At 66.5% G+C, this 16448-nt stretch carries 15 protein-coding genes; 5 read left to right on the top strand and 10 right to left on the bottom strand.

Annotated elements, in window-relative coordinates; translation table 11 throughout:
• Positions 1-3: 3 nt before the first annotated feature.
• The 4 genes from ACFWVD_RS05665 to ACFWVD_RS05650 form a co-directional block, all read right to left on the bottom strand.
• Complete coding sequence (locus ACFWVD_RS05665) at positions 4-2280, bottom strand: FdhF/YdeP family oxidoreductase (RefSeq protein WP_379240761.1); 2277 nt, start codon at positions 2278-2280, stop codon at positions 4-6.
• A gap of 124 nt (positions 2281-2404) precedes the next feature.
• Positions 2405-3367, bottom strand: coding sequence for an AAA family ATPase (locus tag ACFWVD_RS05660; RefSeq protein ID WP_379240760.1), 963 nt, complete (start codon positions 3365-3367; stop codon positions 2405-2407).
• Between the two features lie 4 nt (positions 3368-3371).
• The gene (locus ACFWVD_RS05655) at positions 3372-3797 is read right to left on the bottom strand and encodes a ribulose bisphosphate carboxylase small subunit (RefSeq protein WP_379240759.1); all 426 of its coding nucleotides are present in this window, start codon (positions 3795-3797) and stop codon (positions 3372-3374) included.
• Positions 3798-3807: 10 nt separating this feature from the next.
• Positions 3808-5271 (bottom strand): form I ribulose bisphosphate carboxylase large subunit, encoded by a 1464-nt coding sequence (locus ACFWVD_RS05650; RefSeq protein WP_379240758.1) that lies wholly within the window; start codon positions 5269-5271, stop codon positions 3808-3810.
• A gap of 105 nt (positions 5272-5376) precedes the next feature.
• Between ACFWVD_RS05650 and ACFWVD_RS05645 the strand changes: the two genes are divergently transcribed.
• Both ACFWVD_RS05645 and ACFWVD_RS05640 read left to right on the top strand, forming a co-directional pair.
• Positions 5377-6288 (top strand): LysR family transcriptional regulator, encoded by a 912-nt coding sequence (locus ACFWVD_RS05645; RefSeq protein WP_379240757.1) that lies wholly within the window; start codon positions 5377-5379, stop codon positions 6286-6288.
• 35 nt (positions 6289-6323) lie between these two features.
• Positions 6324-7313 carry a class I fructose-bisphosphate aldolase gene (locus ACFWVD_RS05640; RefSeq protein ID WP_379240756.1) on the top strand — a complete coding sequence of 330 codons (990 nt, stop codon included), beginning with the start codon at positions 6324-6326 and terminating at the stop codon, positions 7311-7313.
• Here ACFWVD_RS05640 and ACFWVD_RS05635 read toward each other — a convergent pair.
• The 3 genes from ACFWVD_RS05635 to ACFWVD_RS05625 all read right to left on the bottom strand — a co-directional run bounded on the left by ACFWVD_RS05635 (position 7295) and on the right by ACFWVD_RS05625 (position 9466).
• Complete coding sequence (locus ACFWVD_RS05635) at positions 7295-7480, bottom strand: hypothetical protein (RefSeq protein WP_379240755.1); 186 nt, start codon at positions 7478-7480, stop codon at positions 7295-7297. The genes ACFWVD_RS05640 and ACFWVD_RS05635 overlap by 19 nt on opposite strands.
• A gap of 130 nt (positions 7481-7610) precedes the next feature.
• Entirely contained in the window at positions 7611-8801 is a 1191-nt protein-coding gene (locus tag ACFWVD_RS05630) for a GAF domain-containing sensor histidine kinase (protein WP_379240754.1), read from the bottom strand.
• A complete protein-coding gene (locus tag ACFWVD_RS05625) occupies positions 8798-9466 on the bottom strand; it encodes a response regulator (RefSeq protein WP_379240753.1) in 669 nt (222 codons plus the stop codon). Before ACFWVD_RS05625 ends, ACFWVD_RS05630 begins: the two co-directional genes overlap by 4 nt.
• A gap of 106 nt (positions 9467-9572) precedes the next feature.
• Between ACFWVD_RS05625 and rpe the strand changes: the two genes are divergently transcribed.
• The 3 genes from rpe to ACFWVD_RS05610 are packed head-to-tail and all read left to right on the top strand — an operon-like array spanning position 9573 to position 12897.
• On the top strand, positions 9573-10301 hold the full coding sequence (gene rpe, locus ACFWVD_RS05620) for a ribulose-phosphate 3-epimerase (RefSeq protein WP_379240752.1): 729 nt from the start codon (positions 9573-9575) through the stop codon (positions 10299-10301).
• A complete protein-coding gene (tkt, locus tag ACFWVD_RS05615) occupies positions 10298-12211 on the top strand; it encodes a transketolase (RefSeq protein WP_379240751.1) in 1914 nt (637 codons plus the stop codon). Before rpe ends, tkt begins: the two co-directional genes overlap by 4 nt.
• On the top strand, positions 12208-12897 hold the full coding sequence (locus ACFWVD_RS05610; protein WP_379240750.1) for an HAD-IA family hydrolase: 690 nt from the start codon (positions 12208-12210) through the stop codon (positions 12895-12897). Before tkt ends, ACFWVD_RS05610 begins: the two co-directional genes overlap by 4 nt.
• 16 nt (positions 12898-12913) lie before the next feature.
• Here ACFWVD_RS05610 and ACFWVD_RS05605 read toward each other — a convergent pair whose 3' ends face one another.
• The 3 genes from ACFWVD_RS05605 to ACFWVD_RS05595 form a co-directional block, all read right to left on the bottom strand.
• A complete protein-coding gene (locus ACFWVD_RS05605) occupies positions 12914-13789 on the bottom strand; it encodes a phosphoribulokinase (RefSeq protein WP_379240749.1) in 876 nt (291 codons plus the stop codon).
• 11 nt (positions 13790-13800) lie between these two features.
• Complete coding sequence (locus ACFWVD_RS05600) at positions 13801-14877, bottom strand: class 1 fructose-bisphosphatase (RefSeq protein WP_379240748.1); 1077 nt, start codon at positions 14875-14877, stop codon at positions 13801-13803.
• Between the two features lie 83 nt (positions 14878-14960).
• Entirely contained in the window at positions 14961-16391 is a 1431-nt protein-coding gene (locus tag ACFWVD_RS05595) for an MFS transporter (protein WP_379240747.1), read from the bottom strand.
• Between the last annotated feature and the right edge of the window lie 57 nt (positions 16392-16448).

Below are 16448 nucleotides of genomic sequence, written 5' to 3'. Positions count from 1 at the left end.
GTATCAGACAACCGGTTCCAAGCGCACGATGATGCCCTTGGAGGTCGGCGTGTTACTGATGTCGGCCACACTGTCCAGGGGTACCAGCACGTTGGTCTCCGGGTAGTAGGCAGCCGCCGATCCGCGACTGGCCGGATACCCCACCGCGACGAACTTCTCCGCCCGCCGCTCGGTCCCGTCCTCCCAGATGCTCACGATGTCGACGACATCCCCGTCGGCGATGCCACGTTCGGCGAGATCGTCCGGGTTGACCATCACCACCCGACGCGCATCGTGAATGCCGCGGTAGCGATCGTTGGCGGCGTACGGAATGGTGTTCCACTGGTCGTGCGACCGAAGTGACTGCAGCACAAGATATCCCGGCGGCGGCTCGATCATGTCGAACCCGTTGCAGGTGAACTCGGCCTTACCGCTGGCAGTGTTGTAGATGCCCTCGTTGACCGGATTGGTCAACAGCATTCCGCCCGGCTGTCCGACGCGGGCATTGAAATCTTCGAACCCCGGCACGACCCGCGAGATCCGGTCGCGCACGGTGCCGTAGTCGGCGATGAACTCCTCCCACGGAATCGTGGACTGCTCCCCCAGCGTGGCGCGCGCCAGCCGCGAGATGATCGCGACCTCGCTGAGCAGGTCGGGCGAGGCCGGATCCAGACGTCCTCGCGACGTGCGGACCTGGCTCATCGAATCCTCGACGGTGTAGAACTGCTCACCGGTCGCCTGGATGTCGCGGTCGCTGCGACCCAACGTGGGCAGGATCAGAGCCGTCTCCCCGCACACCGTGTGTGAGCGGTTGAGCTTGGTGGAGATCTGCACCGTCAGCGAGCACTTCCGCAAAGCGGCCTCGGTGACGTCGCTATCGGGCGTGGCGCGCGCGAAATTGCCTGCGACACCGACGAATACCTTCGCCGTACCGTCGCGCATGGCCCGAATCGAATCCACCGCGTCCAGCCCGTGCTCGGCGGGCGGGGTGAAGTCGAACTCCTTGCCCAGCGCGTCCAGGAACGACTGCGGCACCCGCTCCCAAATACCCATGGTGCGGTCGCCCTGCACATTGCTGTGTCCGCGCACCGGACACACCCCGGCGCCGGGTCGGCCGAGGTTGCCGCGCAGCAGCAGGAAGTCGACCACTTCGCGAATGGTCGGCACACCGTGCTTGTGCTGGGTCAAACCCATCGCCCAACACACGATGATCTTCTTGCTGCCCAGCACCTGCTGGTGCACGGCCTCGATCTCTTCGCGGGTCAAACCGGTCGCGGTGAGCGTGTGTTCCCAACTCACCTGCCTGGCATACGCGGAGAACTCGTCGAAACCTGTTGTCTGCGAAGCGATGAACTCGTGGTCAAGCACGGTGCCCGGCGCGGCGTCCTCGGCTTCCAGCAGCAGCTTGTTCAGCATCTGGAACAGCGCGAGGTCGCCGCCGGGCCGGATCTTGAGGAAGATGTCCGCGATCTCGGTGCCGCGCCCGATCACCCCGCGCGCCTTCTGCGGGTTCTTGAACCGGATCAGCCCGGCCTCGGGCAGCGGGTTCACCGCCACGATCTTGCCGCCGTTGCGTTTGGTCTGTTCCAACGCCGACAGCATCCGCGGATGGTTGGTGCCGGGGTTCTGGCCGACGACGAAGATCAGGTCCGCTTCGTAGATATCGTCAAGCGATACAGTGCCTTTGCCGACACCGATGGTCTGCTGCAGCGCGGACCCGCTGGACTCGTGGCACATGTTCGAGCAGTCGGGCAGGTTGTTGGTGCCGTACGCGCGCGCGAACAGTTGCAGCAGGAACGCGGCCTCGTTGTTGAGCCGACCCGAGGTGTACAACAGCGCCTGGTCGGGGGTGTCCAGGGAGCGCAGTTCGCGGGCCATCAGATCGAGGGCTTCGTCCCAGCCGATGGGCTCGTAATGGGTGGCGCCGGGGCGCTTCACCATCGGCTCGGTGAGCCTGCCCTGCTGGTTGAGCCAGTAGTCCGACATGGTGTCGAGCTCGGCCACGGGATGCTCGGCGAAGAACTGCCGGGTCACGCGACGGGTGGTGGCCTCGTCGTTGATGTGCTTGGCACCGTTTTCGCAGTACTCGTTCAGGTGCCGGTTCTTCGGCTCCGGCCACGCGCACCCCGGACAGTCGAATCCCTTGGTCTGATTGATGTTCAGCAGGGTCAGCGCCGTGCGGGCCGGGGAGTTCTGCGACAGCGAGTATTCGATCGCGTGCACTACCGCGGGTACGCCAACCGCCCAGGTCTTGGGCGGGGTCACGCGCAGATCGTCTTCGGGGTCCTCGATCGAGGTCATGTATCAGCTTCTTTTCAGTTCGACATCTGTGATCAAAGGCTTCTCACAATGCTCACCGATGTCAAAGTGGAAAGCCCGATCGCCTGATAGGTACAGGTTATCGGGCCGCCCACTTTCCTTGCGATTACTCGAAAATGCTGCTGCCGTAGACATCTTCGGCGGTCAGCGTGATCAGGTCGGCCTTGCCCAGCGGCCGGTCCAGCGCCACCAGCCGTCGTGCCTGCCGCAGTCGACAGCGTTCGATGGCGTTGCGCACGCTGCGCGCGTTGGAGAACCGTGGCTGTTGCATCCGCAACGTCAGGTACTCCGCGAACGCCTTGTGCGCGTCGTCGTCGAAGGCGAACCCCTCCGACTCCACCATCAGACCGGCGATCTGGGTCAGCTCCGCATGGTCATAGTCCTCGAACGTGAGATGGTGCGGCACACGGGAACTCAGGCCCGGATTGGCGGAGAAGAACGTGGCCATCCGGTCGGGGTAGCCGGCGAAGATCACCACCAGGTCGCCGCGTTCGTTCTCCATCTCGGTGAGCAGGATCTCGATGACTTCCTGCCCGTAGTCGCGTTCGTTCTCCGGCCGGAACAGGTAATAGGCCTCGTCGATGAACAGCACGCCCCCCGCGGCGCGCGCGATCGCCTCCTTGGTCTTGGGTGCGGTGTGGCCGATGAACTGGCCGACCAGGTCGTCGCGGGTGACGGTGTGCACGCGCGGCGCCCTGATGTACTCGAGGGCGTGCAGGATCGCCGCCATCCGCAGGGCGACCGTGGTCTTGCCGGTGCCGGGGCCGCCGGTGAAACTCATGTGCAGCGTGGGTCGTGTGGTGGTCAGGCCGAACCGGCGCCGGGCCCGGTCGACCTGCAGCAGTGAGGCGATCTCGCGGACGCGGCGTTTCACCGCGGCCAGGCCGACCAGCTCGGCGTCGAGTGCGGCCAGGGTGTCGGTCACCCTGGCCGCGGCCTCGTCGGCCGAGAGATCGAGCACCTCGTCGTCGCCGAGAATCGCGGGTTCGCGCGCTTCTTCCTCGACGGCGGTGTCGGTCGCGCCGTGCACGCCCGGCCGGTGGAACCCGAATCCCTTTGGTGTGTCCATCAGTTCACTCGCCCGTGTACCGATCGCCGGTGGGACGGGCGGTGGCGTAGGACTTCACCGAGTACCGCTGGGTGCGGTCGGGTCCCTCCACGCGTTCGAGCAAGAAGCCCGGTTCGTGCGCGGGGCGCTGGACCAGGAACGACATCGCGGTGGACTGTCGGCCCAGGGTCGCGTCGTAGGCCAGCAGGCGAATGTAGTGCTGCGGGAAGGTGGCTCGGCAGTCCGCGAGCTGGGCGAGCACGCCGTCGGGTTCGGTCAGGTCGAACATCGGCAGTCCCCACATCTCCCAGTAGACGTTGCGGGGGTGCGGGTCGTCGGTGTATTCCAGCGAGACCGGCCAGCCGTGGTCGAGCGCGTATTTCACCTGGGCGGCGATCTCGTCGTCGGTCAGGTCGGGCAGGTAGGAGAAGGTGCCGTAGCGCAGTTTCATCGGGTGTCCCTTAGATCGAGGGCACCGGGGTCGCCACCACGTCGGGCGCGTCGGTGCTGGTGTAGTCGAAGGTGATGTCGCCCCAGGTGTCCAGGGCCGCCTGCAGTGGTGCGCAGTGCTTGGCCGCGTTGCGCAGCACGCCCGGGCCTTCCAGCAGCAGATCGCGACCTTCGTTGCGCGCCTTGACCATTGCTTCCAGGGCGACCCGGTTGGCTTCGGCGCCCGCGGCGATGCCGTAGGGGTGGCCGATGGTGCCGCCGCCGAACTGCAGGATCACGTCGTCGCCGAAAAGGTCGAGCAGCTGGTGCATTTGGCCGGCGTGGATGCCGCCGGAGGCCACCGGCATGACGCCGGGCATGGAGATCCAGTCCTGATCGAAGAAGATGCCGTTGCCCAGGTTGGTGGGAACGTCGTTGTCGCGCAACGTGTCATAGAAACCACGCGTGGTGGCCGGGTCGCCCTCGAGCTTGCCCACGACCGTGCCCGCGTGCACGTGGTCGACACCCATCAGCCGCGACCATTTCGCGATCACGCGGAAACTCACGCCGTGGGTCTTCTGGCGCGTGTAGGTGGAGTGGCCGGCCCGGTGCAGGTGCAGCAGCACGCCGTTCTCGCGCGCCCAGTGCGCCATGGACTGGATGGCGGTGTAGCCGATGGTGAGGTCGATCATCACCACGACGCTGCCGAGTTCCTTGGCGAAGTTGGCGCGCCGGTACATCTCCTCCATGGTGCCGGCGGTGACGTTGAGGTAATGGCCCTTGATCTCGCCGGTTTCGGCCATTGCCCGGTTCACCCCCTCCATCGCGTAGAGGAAGCGGTCGCGCCAGCGCATGAACGGCTGGGAGTTGATGTTCTCGTCGTCCTTGGTGAAGTCCAGTCCACCGCGACAGGCCTCGTAGACCACGCGCCCGTAGTTGCGCGCCGACAGGCCGAGCTTGGGTTTGATGGTGGCGCCCAGCAGCGGTCGACCGTACTTGTTGAGCATTTCGCGTTCCATGACGATGCCGTGGGCGGGGCCCTGGAAGGTCTTGGTGTAGGCGACGGGGATGCGCATGTCTTCCAGGCGCAGTGCCTTGAGCGGCTTGAAGCCGAAGACATTGCCGATGATCGACGAGGTCAGGTTCGCGATGGAGCCTTCCTCGAAAAGGTCGATGTCGTAAGCGATATAGGCGAAGTACTCGCCGGGACGGCCGGGAACCTGGTCGACCTTGTACGCCTTGGCCTGGTAGTGGCTGTTGGCGGTGAGCCGGTCGGTCCACACGACAGTCCAAGTGGCAGTGGAGGATTCGCCTGCTACGGCGGCGGCGGCCTCGATGGGGTCGACGCCGTCCTGCGGGGTGACACGGAATACGGCGAGCACGTCGGTGTCTTTGGGGACGTAATCGGGGTTCCAGTAACCCATTCCGGCGTAACTCTGCACGCCCGGATCCCAGCGTTCTTTGGTGACTGGTCCCTCGTTCTCGATCGTGGTCATCGCCGTTCCTTTCGGTCACGCCTGGAGAAGCTCTTCCAGTGTGTGGGCGCGATTGTTCAACGACAATGGAATGTTTCCTGTGAACTGTTAAGGCATAATTGAACTATGTTCGCCAGCCCGGACCTGCCCGCCGCCGCCACCTGGGGTCGGTTGCGCACGTTTCTCGCCGTGTACGAGACCGGCAGTGTGCGGGCGGCGGCGGAAACGCTGCACGTCACGCCGCCTGCGGTGTCGGCGGCGATCACCGCGCTGGAAGAGGCTTTGGGCACAAGGCTTTTCGGGAAGTCCGGGCGTGGGATCGTGGCGACGGATTCGGGTGAGATCTTCGCGGGGTATGTGCGAAAACTGCTCGGACTGCTGGCCGAGGCGGCGGGGGCGGTGCACGATGCGGACCGGGGGCGGGTGCGGATCGGGGCGGTGGCCACGGCCAGTGAGTACGTGCTGCCCGCGCTGATGGCGTCGTTCGCACAGGCGCATCCGCATGTCGAGCTGTCGCTGTCGGTGCTCACGCGCGGGGAGCTGTTCGCGCGCGCGGCCGATCATGTCTTCGATATCGCGTTGGCGGGGCGGCCGCCGACGGGGTCCGGGCTGGTCACGGCGGCGCGGCGGGCGAACCGGTTGTTGCTGGTCGGGCGGCCGGGACTGCTCGATGACCCGCTCACGCTCCCCTGGCTGCTGACCGGTGTCGGGTCCGGAACGCGCGATACCGCGCTGTCGTTGCTGAGCCGGCTGCAGGCCGCGCCCCCGCTGCTCACCCTCGGCACCTCGGGCGCCGCCGTGGCCGCCGCGCGCGAGGGACTCGGGGTCACCCTCGTGCACGAGGAGGCCGCGCGCGAGCAACTCGCCTCGGGCGAACTGGTCGCCTACGACCTGCCCGGAACACCCCTGGACCGGCCGTGGCACGTCTGCACGACCCCGGAACCGACCTCGGCGACCCGGTTGTTCGTGGCCCATCTGTGCGATCCGGACCAGGTGGGCGCTGCCGCGTTTCACACCCGCTCTCGCCCGAAGGGGTGAGGACGGCGCGCGCCGGTGCCGCGATGCTGGTCGTCATGACGACACTTTCCGCCACCGCCCTCGCCGATATCGCCCGACAGCTGACCAGCGGCGGCCGCGGCATCCTCGCCGCCGACGAGTCGATCAAAACCATGTCATCGCGCCTGGAACAGGAGGGGATCGCCGCCAGCGCGACCGCCCGGCGCGACTATCGCGCACTGCTGCTCACCGCCGCCGACCTGTCGCAGTGCATCAGCGGAATCATCCTGTGCGACGAGACTTTCGGCCAGGATCTCGCCGACGGGCGACCGTTCCCGATCGCGGCGCGCGAACTCGGGATCCTGCCGGGCATCAAGGTCGATACCGGCACGTCACCGCTGCCGGGTCAGGGTGGGGCGCTGATCACCGAGGGTTTGGACGGGCTCGGTGCGCGGTTGGCGTCGTACGCGCAGCGCGGTGCCGCGTTCGCGAAATGGCGGGCGGTGTTCGACGTGCACACGATCACGCCGTACTCGGCGCGGGCGAACGGGCAGGCCCTGGCCAGGTACGCGGCGCTGTGTCAGCAACACGGCATCGTGCCGATCGTGGAGCCCGAGGTGCTGTGCACCGGCGACCACGACCTCGCGGCGTCGGCGGCGGCCACCTCGCTGGCGTTGGGCGCGGTGTTCGAGGCGCTGGTCGATGCGGGGGTGCAGTTGAGCGGGATCGTGCTGAAGCCGAACTTCGTCACGCCGGGGCTGGACGCCACGCCGGTTCCCGCGGCCGAGGTCGCGGCGGCCACGTTCGCGGTGTTGAACGAACACGTTCCTGCCGAAGTGGCCGGGATCGCGTTCCTGTCGGGCGGACATCCGACCGCGAACGTGTGCGCATTTCTCAGTGCGCTCGCCGCGGATGATCGTCGGCCGTGGCCGGTGACGTTCTCGTTCGGTCGCGCGCTCGTGAGTGCCGCGCTACACACGTGGGCCGGTTCGCCGGCCGAAGTCACTGCCGCGCAAGGGGTTCTGCTCGACAACTGCGCAGCCGCGGCTCAGGCTGCGGCGGAATAGCCGAACAGTCGGGCGACGAAGGCGCTGGGCGGGCGTAACCGCAATACGGGTCGCGTGCCTACTCCCCCGGGGATCGGCTCTTCGACGATGTCGACCAGCCATCCTTGGGGTAGGGCGCGTTGCATCCGGGCGGCGTGGCGCTGCATCGGGGTGCTCGGATCGGTCATGTACCTACCCCTTTCTGGGAGTCCGACCGGGGGGACCTGTCGGTGATCTCATTCCAGGGTATGACGGGTCTTTCCGCAGGTCACGACCAAAAACCGCAATTGGGGGCGCGGAGGGGTGGAGTTAGGGACGCTAGGGGAAAAGCCCCGGCGAGCGAACGGGCAGCTCCACCAGGACGGTGGTGCCGCGCCCCTGCATCGACTCCACGCGCAGCGAGGCTTCGATGATGGCGCAGCGTTCGGCGATCGAGGTCAGGCCGAAGTGTTGTTCGCCGTCGAGGTCGGCGGCACGGTTCGCGCGACGTTCGGCGTGGTCGAAACCTTCGCCGTCATCGGAACATCCGAGCACGATCGAATCGCCGACCCGGCGCAGAGACACCACGATTCGTTGCGCCCCAGCGTGTTTCACCGCGTTCGCCAGTGACTCCTGGGCGATGCGGTACAGCGTGGCGGCCGCGTGGTCGGGGATGTCGTCGATGGCGGCGGTGGGGTCGACGAGGAATTCGATCTCCGGTGGCCCGTCGCCGCTGACCGTGCGCACCAACGATTCGATCGCCGCGACCAGTCCGAGGTCGTCCAGGACCAGGCTGTGCAGGCCGGAGATGGCGGCGCGGGTCTCGTTGTAGGCGAAATCGGCGAGCTCGCGGGCGCTGACCAGTTCGGCGCGGGCGCGGGCGAGGTCGCGCAGGCTGGCCTCGTCGGTGACGTCGACGTGCGCGACCAGCTCGGACACGGTGAGATCGGCGGCGGACAGGTGGAACGACATCGAGGCCAGGGCGGTGGTGACGCCGTCGTGCAGGTCGAAGGCGATGCGCCGGCGTTCGGCTTCCTGGGCGGTGATCGCCTGCTCGACGAGACGGTCGCGTTCGGTGCGTTGACGATGCACGGTGCGGAACAGGCGCTGCGCGTGCAACCACAGGCCGAGCACGGCGGCGTAGTGCTGCGCGCCGTCTAAATCCTGCTGGCCGAAGGGATTTCGCGGATCGCGGTGCACCGCCAGCACGCCGACTATCTCGCCTTCCAGTCCCGGCAAAGGCAGGCACATGCGCGCGAGGGTCTGGTGCGGGTCCAGTCGTAACAGCCTGCGGTGCAGAGCATTTCGCGGCGAATCGTTGTCGATCAGCACGGGTTTGCGAGTACGAGCGACCAGCCCGGTCACCCCGAACCCCACCTGCAGTCGCAGCGAACTCGCCGACGGATGCACCGGCCACATGTCGACGATGCTGAGATCCTGGCCGTCGATCGCGTACAGCAGCACACCGTCAGCGCCCAGCAGCGGCGCGAGCTCCGCCGCCGTAGGAACCGCCCCACCGGCGTAACTCACCGAAACAGCCCCTCCCGCAACGCAACCGCGATCGCCCCACTGCGATCGGACACCCCCAGCTTGCGATACAGCCCACGAATATGGGTTTTCACGGTGTCCTCGCTGACCACCAACTTGCTCGCCACGGCACGGTTCGAGTGACCGGAAACCAACAGCCCCAACACTTCCGACTCACGCTGCGTCAGCCCCAGGTGCGCCCCCGACCAGAACTGCCCGGCGTTGAGCCTGGCCGCCGCCAACGCCACCCGACCGGCCAGCGACGCGTCGACCACCGTCTCCCCGTCCTGCACGCGCCGCAGCTGGGCGACGAGTTCGCGCCCGTCCACGCGTTTGAGAATGTAGCCCGAGGCGCCCACGCGCAGCGCCTGATACAGGTAGTGCTCGTCGTCGTAGACGGTCAGCAGCACGACTTTGGTGTCGGGATATTGCAGCGTGATCTGCCGGCACAGATCCAGGCCGCTGGCCTTGCCGATGCGCACGTCGCACAGCACGATGTCGGGTCGATGCTCGGCGACCATCCGCAACGCGGCGGTGTCGGTGGTGGACTGGCCGACTATCACGACCTCGTCGGGAAAGTGGCCGAGCATGGCGTCGAGCCCGTGCAGCACCATCTCGTGATCGTCGACGAGCACAAGCTTCAACGGGGTCGGAGGTAACTCCGGCATCCCTCCACCCTACGGCGGGCGGGAGTCCGCGCTACCGGCATTGACGAGATCTCACCCGGACCTCCACCCCCGAGGGGGAGCCCCGAAGGTGCGCCGGTGCGGTCCGATGAACGGACCCGATCAGAAAGGCCGTGCCATGCCGCAGTCCCCAGTCCCCCGGCCGCTCATAGTGCCCTCGGTGTTGCCCGCAGATTTCGCTCGACTGGGTGAGGAGGTGCGTGATCTGTGCGCGGCCGGCGTCGACCGGATCCAATGGGACGTGATGGACGGTGTGTTCGTCCCCAACCTCACGTTCGGCCCCGCGGTGATCGCGTCCACGCGCGCGGACAGCACCGTCGGGTTCGAGGCGCACCTGATGGTGGTGAACCCCGACGAGCTGCTGCCCGAGTACATCGACGCCGGGTGCGAGCTGATCATCGTGCACGCGGAAGCCTGCACGCACCTGCATCGCACCCTGGCGCGGATCCGCGATCTCGGGGCGCGCAGCGGGGTCGCGCTGAACCCGCACACGCCCGCCGCAACCGTGGCCCACGTGTTGGCCGAGACCGATCTGATCCTGGCCATGACCGTGAATCCGGGCTTCGGCGGGCAGGCCTACATTCCGGCTGTCGAGCCGAAGATCGCGCAGTTGCGGCGGATGATCGACGAGTCGGGGCGGTCCATCGAGCTGGAAGTCGACGGCGGGATCACCGCCGACACCATCGGTGGCGCGGCTGCGGCGGGGGCTGATGTGTTCATTTCGGGGTCGTGGATGTACGGGTATTCCGAGGGCAAAGCGGCCGCGGTGAAGCGTTTGCGCGATGCCGCCACCACGTCGGGAGAGGCAGTCCGATGACCGATATCGCTTTCGTCCCGTCGGTGCAGACCGACCGGCTGGCCGTGGACACGCTGCGGTTCCTCGCCGCCGACATGGTGGAGGCCGCCCAGTCCGGGCATCCGGGAATGCCGATGGGGGCGGCGCCGATGGCGTGGACGCTGTGGAGTCGGCATCTGCGGCATGATCCGGCCGACCCGCAGTGGGTTGATCGGGACCGGTTCGTGCTGTCCGCCGGGCACGGGTCCGCGTTGCTGTACGGGCTTCTGCACCTGTTCGGGTATGACTTGCCTGTTTCGGAGTTGCGGCGGTTCCGGCAGTTGGGTTCGGCGACGCCGGGGCACCCGGAGTACGGGGATACCCCCGGCGTCGAATGCACGACCGGGCCGTTGGGGCAGGGGTTGGCGATGGCGGTCGGGATGGCTTTGGCGGAGCGGATGACTGCTGCCCGGTATCCCGAGATCACCGGGCATCGGACCTATGCGATCGTCGGTGACGGGTGTCTGATGGAGGGTGTCAGTCACGAAGTCGCTTCTTTCGCAGGCCATTTGGGTCTTGGCGGGTTGGTCGTGCTGTGGGACGACAACGAGATCACCATCGACGGTGCTGTCGGGCGGTCGTGTAGTGATGATCAGGTGGCGCGGTTCGCGGCGTATGGGTGGCATACCGAGGTGGTTTCGGATGGGACCGATATCGAGGCGATCGACGCTGCTCTGACACGGGCTAAGGGTGATCCTCGGCCTAGTTTTCTGGCGGTGCGCACGGTGATCGGTCATGGGGCACCCGGTGTCGCGGGGACGTCCAAGGCGCATGGTGCGCCGTTGGGTGCCGAGCGGCTGTCGCAGGCCAAAGAGCTTGCGGGATGGTCGCTTCCGCCCTTTTCGGTACCCGAGCAGGTTGCCGCGACGTGTGCGGCGCTGGCGGCTCTGGGCGGTGAGGAGCACGCGACCTGGCTCGACGAGTTCGCGGCTTTCGACGCTGTTGCGCCTTCACGAGCCGCGGAGTTCCGACGTGCTCATGCACGACTGCTGCCTGAAACACTGTTGCCTGCACTGGAATCCGTCGTCGCGGGCGCACCTCGTGCCACCCGGCAGTCGTCGCAGGCGTGTTTGAACGCGGCACTGTCGACCATGCCGGAGTTGGTCGGCGGGTCGGCCGATCTCGCCGGGTCGACGGGGACGGTGTGTGGTGACGTGATCTCGCGCGATGACTTCGCTTCCAGCGCTATCGCTTTCGGTATCCGCGAGTTCGGGATGGCCGCGATTCTGAACGGGATGAGCCTGCACGGTGGGTTCCGGGTGTTCGGGAGCACGTTCCTGGTGTTCGCCGACTACCTGCGGCCGGCGCTGCGGTTGTCGGCGTTGATGAAACAGCCGGTGATCTATGTGCTCACGCACGATTCGATCGCGGTCGGTGAGGACGGGCCGACGCATCAGCCGGTCGAGCATGTCGAGTCGCTGCGGGTGATCCCCGGTCTGCAGGTGTTGCGACCGGCCAACGATGCCGAGACCGCCCTCGCGTGGGAACTCGCGCTGACCCGCACCGATGGGCCCACCGCGTTGATCCTGTCGCGCCAGTCACTGCCTCAGCTCGACATCACCGATGCACCGAGTGCCAGCTCTGTCGAAATCGTCGCTACCGGTTCGGAAGTCGCGTTGGCAGCGGCCGCCGCCGAGCAGTTGCGTGCCGAGGGATTCACCGTGCGGGTGGTGTCGGCGCTGGACCGTTCCCGCTTCTCCCCCGACCCCGCCGCGCACACGATCAGCCTCGAAGCCGGCAGCACGGCAGGCTGGGCGGGTCTGGTCGACCTGGCGATCGGTATCGACGAGTTCGGCCACAGCGGTCCCGGCGACGAAGTCATGGCCCATCACGGCTTCACCGTGGCGGCCGTGCTCGACCGTATCCGCGAATACCTGCACGGCACACCATGACCGAACTACGCGCAGTGATCTTCGATGTCGACGGCACGCTGGTCGACAGTGAACGAGACGGCCATCGGGTGGCCTTCAACACGGCCTTCGCCGAGGCGGGGCTACCCGACCGCTGGGACGTCGACGAGTACGGGGACCTGCTGAAGGTCGCCGGCGGCGCGCAGCGGCTGACCTTCTGGTTCGAACAGCACGGTATGCCCGCCGGGCAGGCCCGGCATCTGGCACAACAGTTGCACCGCAACAAGACTCGGATCATGCGGCAGATGGCTTCGGACGGGCGCATCCGTGCCCGTCCGGGCGCGCGGGAACTGATCGAACGGCTGCGGGCGCGCGGTGTCCGGTTGCATGTCGCGACCACCGGCACCCGAGCCTGGGTCGAACCGTTGCTGAAGCACGCGTTCGGTGACCCGTTCGACACGGTCACCACGGGAACCGAAGTGCCCATCTTGAAGCCGAGCCCTGCGGTGTACCTGGACGTGTTGATCCAGACCGGGCTGTCCACTGATCAGGTTGTGGCCGTGGAGGATTCAGCTAACGGTGTTCGATCCGCCGTGGCTGCCGGACTGCGGTGCGTGGCGGCACAGAACGCCTACACACGCACCGACGACCTATCCGCGGCGGTCCTGGTCGCCGACGGACTCGATGACCCGGAACTGGTGACATGGTTCGACGACCACCTCGCATGAGGTGGTCGTCGAATTATCAACGGCGGGAGCGGCTGCGTTCCATCAGCCGCAACAGCATCGGCGTGAAGATCAACTGCATAGCGAGGTCCATTTTCCCGCCCGGGCACACGATCGTGTTCGGGCGGGACATGAACGAGTCGTGCAGCATCGACAGCAGGTATGGGAAGTCGATGCCGTGCGGGTCGGCGAACCGGATCACCAGCATGGATTCATCGGGTGTCGGGATCGTCCGTGCAACAAACGGATTGGACGTATCCACCACGGGGACCCGCTGAAAATTCACGTGGGTGCGGGAGAACTGCGGGCACATGAAGTTCACGTAGTCGTGCATGCGGCGCAGGATCGTCTCGGTCACCGCCTCGGTGGAGTAACCCCGTTTGTCCTTGTCGCGGTGCAACTTCTGGGTCCACTCGAGGTTGATCACCGGCACCACCCCGATGAGCAGGTCCGCGTATTGCGCGACGTCGACCTGGTCGTTGGCCACCGCACCGTGCAAGCCCTCGTAGAACAGCATGTCGGTGCCGGGACGGATGTCCTCCCACGGGGTGAACGTTCCGGGCTCCTGGTTGTACGGTGCGGCTTCTTCCTTGTCGTGCAGGTACTTTCGCACGCGGCCGGTCCCGTTCTCGCCATAGCCGCGGAACAGTTTCTCCAGGTCCTCGAACAGGTTGGCTTCGGAACCGAAGTGGCTGAAGGTGTGGTCGCCTTCGTCCAGGGCCCGAGCCAGTTCCTCCTTCATGCCGACCCGGTCGAACTTGTGGAAGCTGTCGCCCTCGACATACGCGGCATCGATGCCTTCCCTGCGGAAGATCTGATCGAACGTGCGCATCACCGAAGTTGTTCCGGCACCGGATGATCCGGTAATGGCGACGACGGGGTGCTTGGCGGACATGAAACTCCTCCTCAGGTGGTGGAACGGTAGAGACCGCGCAGACCGAACAGCGGACTCCACTGGCCGTCGGGCTCTTCGGGCGCCTCGGCGTGGTACTTCACGATCCGGGCCACCTCGTCACGCGAACCGAAGATGAACGCGATCCGCTGATGCAGTTCGGTGGGGGCGATCTCGAGAATCCGTTCCCGCCCGGTCGAGGCCAGACCGCCGGCCTGCTCGATCAGGAACGCGATCGGGTTGGCCTCGTACAGCAGCCGCAACCGACCCTGCTTGGACGGGTCCTTGGAGTCGCGCGGGTACAGGAAAACGCCACCGCGCGTAAGGATTCGGTGCGTCTCCACCACCAGCGACGCTACCCAGCGCATGTTGAAATCCTTCTCGCGCGGGCCCGTCGCACCTGCTAGACACTCGTCGATGTAGCGGCGCACGGCCGGTTCCCAGAAGCGCCGGTTGGAACTGTTGACCGCGTATTCCGAGGTGGACTCCGACAGGCGCAGGTTCTGGCCGGTCAGGAAGAACTCACCCAGTTCGGGATCGAGGGTGAACGCGTGCACGCCGGTGCCGACGGTGAGCACGAGTTGCGTTGCGGGACCGTAGATCGCGTAGCCCGCGGCGACCTGTTCGGTGCCGGGCTGCAGGAAGTCCTCCGGTGTCGCGTCGGTGCCGGGCGTCGGGGCCCGCAAGATCGAAAAGATGCTGCCCACAGCGACATTCACGTCGATATTGGAGGAGCCGTCCAGGGGATCGAAGGCCAGTAGGTATTTTCCGCGCGGGTAGTCCGGCGGGATCGGATACGGGTCGTCGAGTTCCTCCGACACCATCCCCGCCAGCTGGCCGCCCCATTCGTTCGCGCGCAGGAACAGGTCGTTGGCGACCACATCGAGCTTCTGCTGCTGCTCACCCTGCACATTCACCACCCCGGCATGGCCGAGCACCCCTGTAAGCGCGCCCGAGGCGATGCGCTTGGAGATCGCCTTGCAGGCCAACGCGACGTCGAGGATCAGGGAATTGAGCTCACCACTGGAACCGGGATAGCGGCGGCGCTCTTCGATGAGGAATTGGGTCAACGTCGTGCGATCGGTCAGCATTCTTCGAGGACACCACCGAACCCCCCGGGCGGACATCCACCCGGGGGGTGAACCGTGGGGGTGGATCCCCGCGATTCGTCGCGTCACACGGCCGGGACCGGCTCGACTGTCGGCGCTTTATCGGTGCTTTCCTGCTTGCGCAACACGGTGGCGCTGATGATCAAGGCGGCGGCGAGCAGACCGGCCGCGACAGTGAACGCCAGCCGGTAACCGCTGGTCAGAGCCTCGGCGTTGGACGCGCCTGCTAGCAGGTCGGTGCCGGTCCGCGCGGCGGCCAGGGTCGACAGGACCGCGACACCGATCGCCATGCCGACCTGCTGGGTGGTGTTGAACAGCCCCGATGCCAGGCCCGCGTCGTCGGCCTCGGCGCCGGACATGCCCAGCGCGGTCAGGGCGGGCAGGACCAGGCCGCCACCGGAGATGGCCACCATGACCGGCAGCACGTCGGTCAGGTAGGTGGCGTCCACGGGCAGCCGGGTCAGCCAGGACATTCCGGCCAGCAGTAGCGTGAGACCGGCAATCAGGACCGCGCGCTCACCGAAGCGGGTGATCAGGCGAGCCGAAGCGAACAGCGACACTCCGCCGATGGCGATAGCGGCGGGCAGCATGGCCAAGCCGGTCTGTAAAGCGTTGTAGCCCAACACCTTCTGCAGATACAGCGCGACGATGATCTGGAAGGCGAACATCGCTGCGAGCGTGAGCATTTGCACCACGTTGGCGCCGGAGACGGTGCGGGAGCGGAAGATTCGCAGCGGCAGCAACGGGTTTGCGGCAGTGGCCTGACGCAGGACGAACGCGGCGAGCAACCCGGCGGCCAGTGCGCCCAGACCCAGGGTGTGCGTCGAGACCCAGCCGTAGCGTTCGACCTCGACCACGGTGTAGATGCCCAGCATCAGACCGGCGGTGACCAGGACGGCGCCCAACACATCAGCACCGGCGGACCAGCCCAGACCACGATCGGCGGGCAGGGCCTTGTGCGCGACGAGCACGGTCACCACGCCGATCGGCACGTTGATCAGGAAGATCCAGTGCCAGTTCAACGCGTCGGTGAGCACCCCGCCCAGCACCTGGCCGATCGAGGCGCCCGCGGCGCCGGTGAAGCTGAAAACACCGATGGCCGTTGCGCGTTGGCGTGGTTCGGTGAAGATCGTCACCAGAATGCCGAGCACCACCGAGGCGGCGATCGCGCTGCCGACACCCTGCAGGAAACGTGCCGCGACGAGCACGGCGGGAGTGGTCGCGACGCCTGCCAGCACCGAGGCGGCGGTGAAGACGATATTGCCCGTGACGAACATCGTCTTGCGGCCGATCAGGTCACCGAGGCGCCCTGCGAGCAGCAGCAGTCCGCCGAACGCGATCAGGTACGCGTTCACGGTCCAGCTCAGACCGGCGGGCGTGAAGCCCAGGTCTTCCTGGATCGCCGGCATGGCAACGGTCACGATGCTGCCGTCGAGGATGGTCATCAGCATCGCTGCCGACAGCACCGCGAGGGCGGTGCGCTGGGACTTCGTCATGGGTCATCTCCTGCTCGTCTCGAACAAGAGTGACACTACTAGATAGTTTCGTTGCAG

It is taken from the genome of Nocardia sp. NPDC058666, assembly GCF_042714895.1.
GTDB lineage: Bacteria > Actinomycetota > Actinomycetes > Mycobacteriales > Mycobacteriaceae > Nocardia.
This window is presented reverse-complemented; position numbering and strand designations above follow the sequence as displayed.

What these genes read in the sequence shown, in the direction of transcription:
- ACFWVD_RS05665 (WP_379240761.1), bottom strand. Translation starts at nt 2,280, where the DNA reads ATGACCTCGATCGAGGACCCCGAAGACGATCTGCGCGTGACCCCGCCC.
- ACFWVD_RS05660 (WP_379240760.1), bottom strand. Translation starts at nt 3,367, where the DNA reads ATGGACACACCAAAGGGATTCGGGTTCCACCGGCCGGGCGTGCACGGC.
- ACFWVD_RS05655 (WP_379240759.1), bottom strand. Translation starts at nt 3,797, where the DNA reads ATGAAACTGCGCTACGGCACCTTCTCCTACCTGCCCGACCTGACCGAC.
- ACFWVD_RS05650 (WP_379240758.1), bottom strand. Translation starts at nt 5,271, where the DNA reads ATGACCACGATCGAGAACGAGGGACCAGTCACCAAAGAACGCTGGGAT.
- ACFWVD_RS05645 (WP_379240757.1), top strand. Translation starts at nt 5,377, where the DNA reads ATGTTCGCCAGCCCGGACCTGCCCGCCGCCGCCACCTGGGGTCGGTTG.
- ACFWVD_RS05640 (WP_379240756.1), top strand. Translation starts at nt 6,324, where the DNA reads ATGACGACACTTTCCGCCACCGCCCTCGCCGATATCGCCCGACAGCTG.
- ACFWVD_RS05635 (WP_379240755.1), bottom strand. Translation starts at nt 7,480, where the DNA reads ATGACCGATCCGAGCACCCCGATGCAGCGCCACGCCGCCCGGATGCAA.
- ACFWVD_RS05625 (WP_379240753.1), bottom strand. Translation starts at nt 9,466, where the DNA reads ATGCCGGAGTTACCTCCGACCCCGTTGAAGCTTGTGCTCGTCGACGAT.
- rpe (WP_379240752.1), top strand. Translation starts at nt 9,573, where the DNA reads ATGAACGGACCCGATCAGAAAGGCCGTGCCATGCCGCAGTCCCCAGTC.
- tkt (WP_379240751.1), top strand. Translation starts at nt 10,298, where the DNA reads ATGACCGATATCGCTTTCGTCCCGTCGGTGCAGACCGACCGGCTGGCC.
- ACFWVD_RS05610 (WP_379240750.1), top strand. Translation starts at nt 12,208, where the DNA reads ATGACCGAACTACGCGCAGTGATCTTCGATGTCGACGGCACGCTGGTC.
- ACFWVD_RS05605 (WP_379240749.1), bottom strand. Translation starts at nt 13,789, where the DNA reads ATGTCCGCCAAGCACCCCGTCGTCGCCATTACCGGATCATCCGGTGCC.
- ACFWVD_RS05600 (WP_379240748.1), bottom strand. Translation starts at nt 14,877, where the DNA reads ATGCTGACCGATCGCACGACGTTGACCCAATTCCTCATCGAAGAGCGC.
- ACFWVD_RS05595 (WP_379240747.1), bottom strand. Translation starts at nt 16,391, where the DNA reads ATGACGAAGTCCCAGCGCACCGCCCTCGCGGTGCTGTCGGCAGCGATG.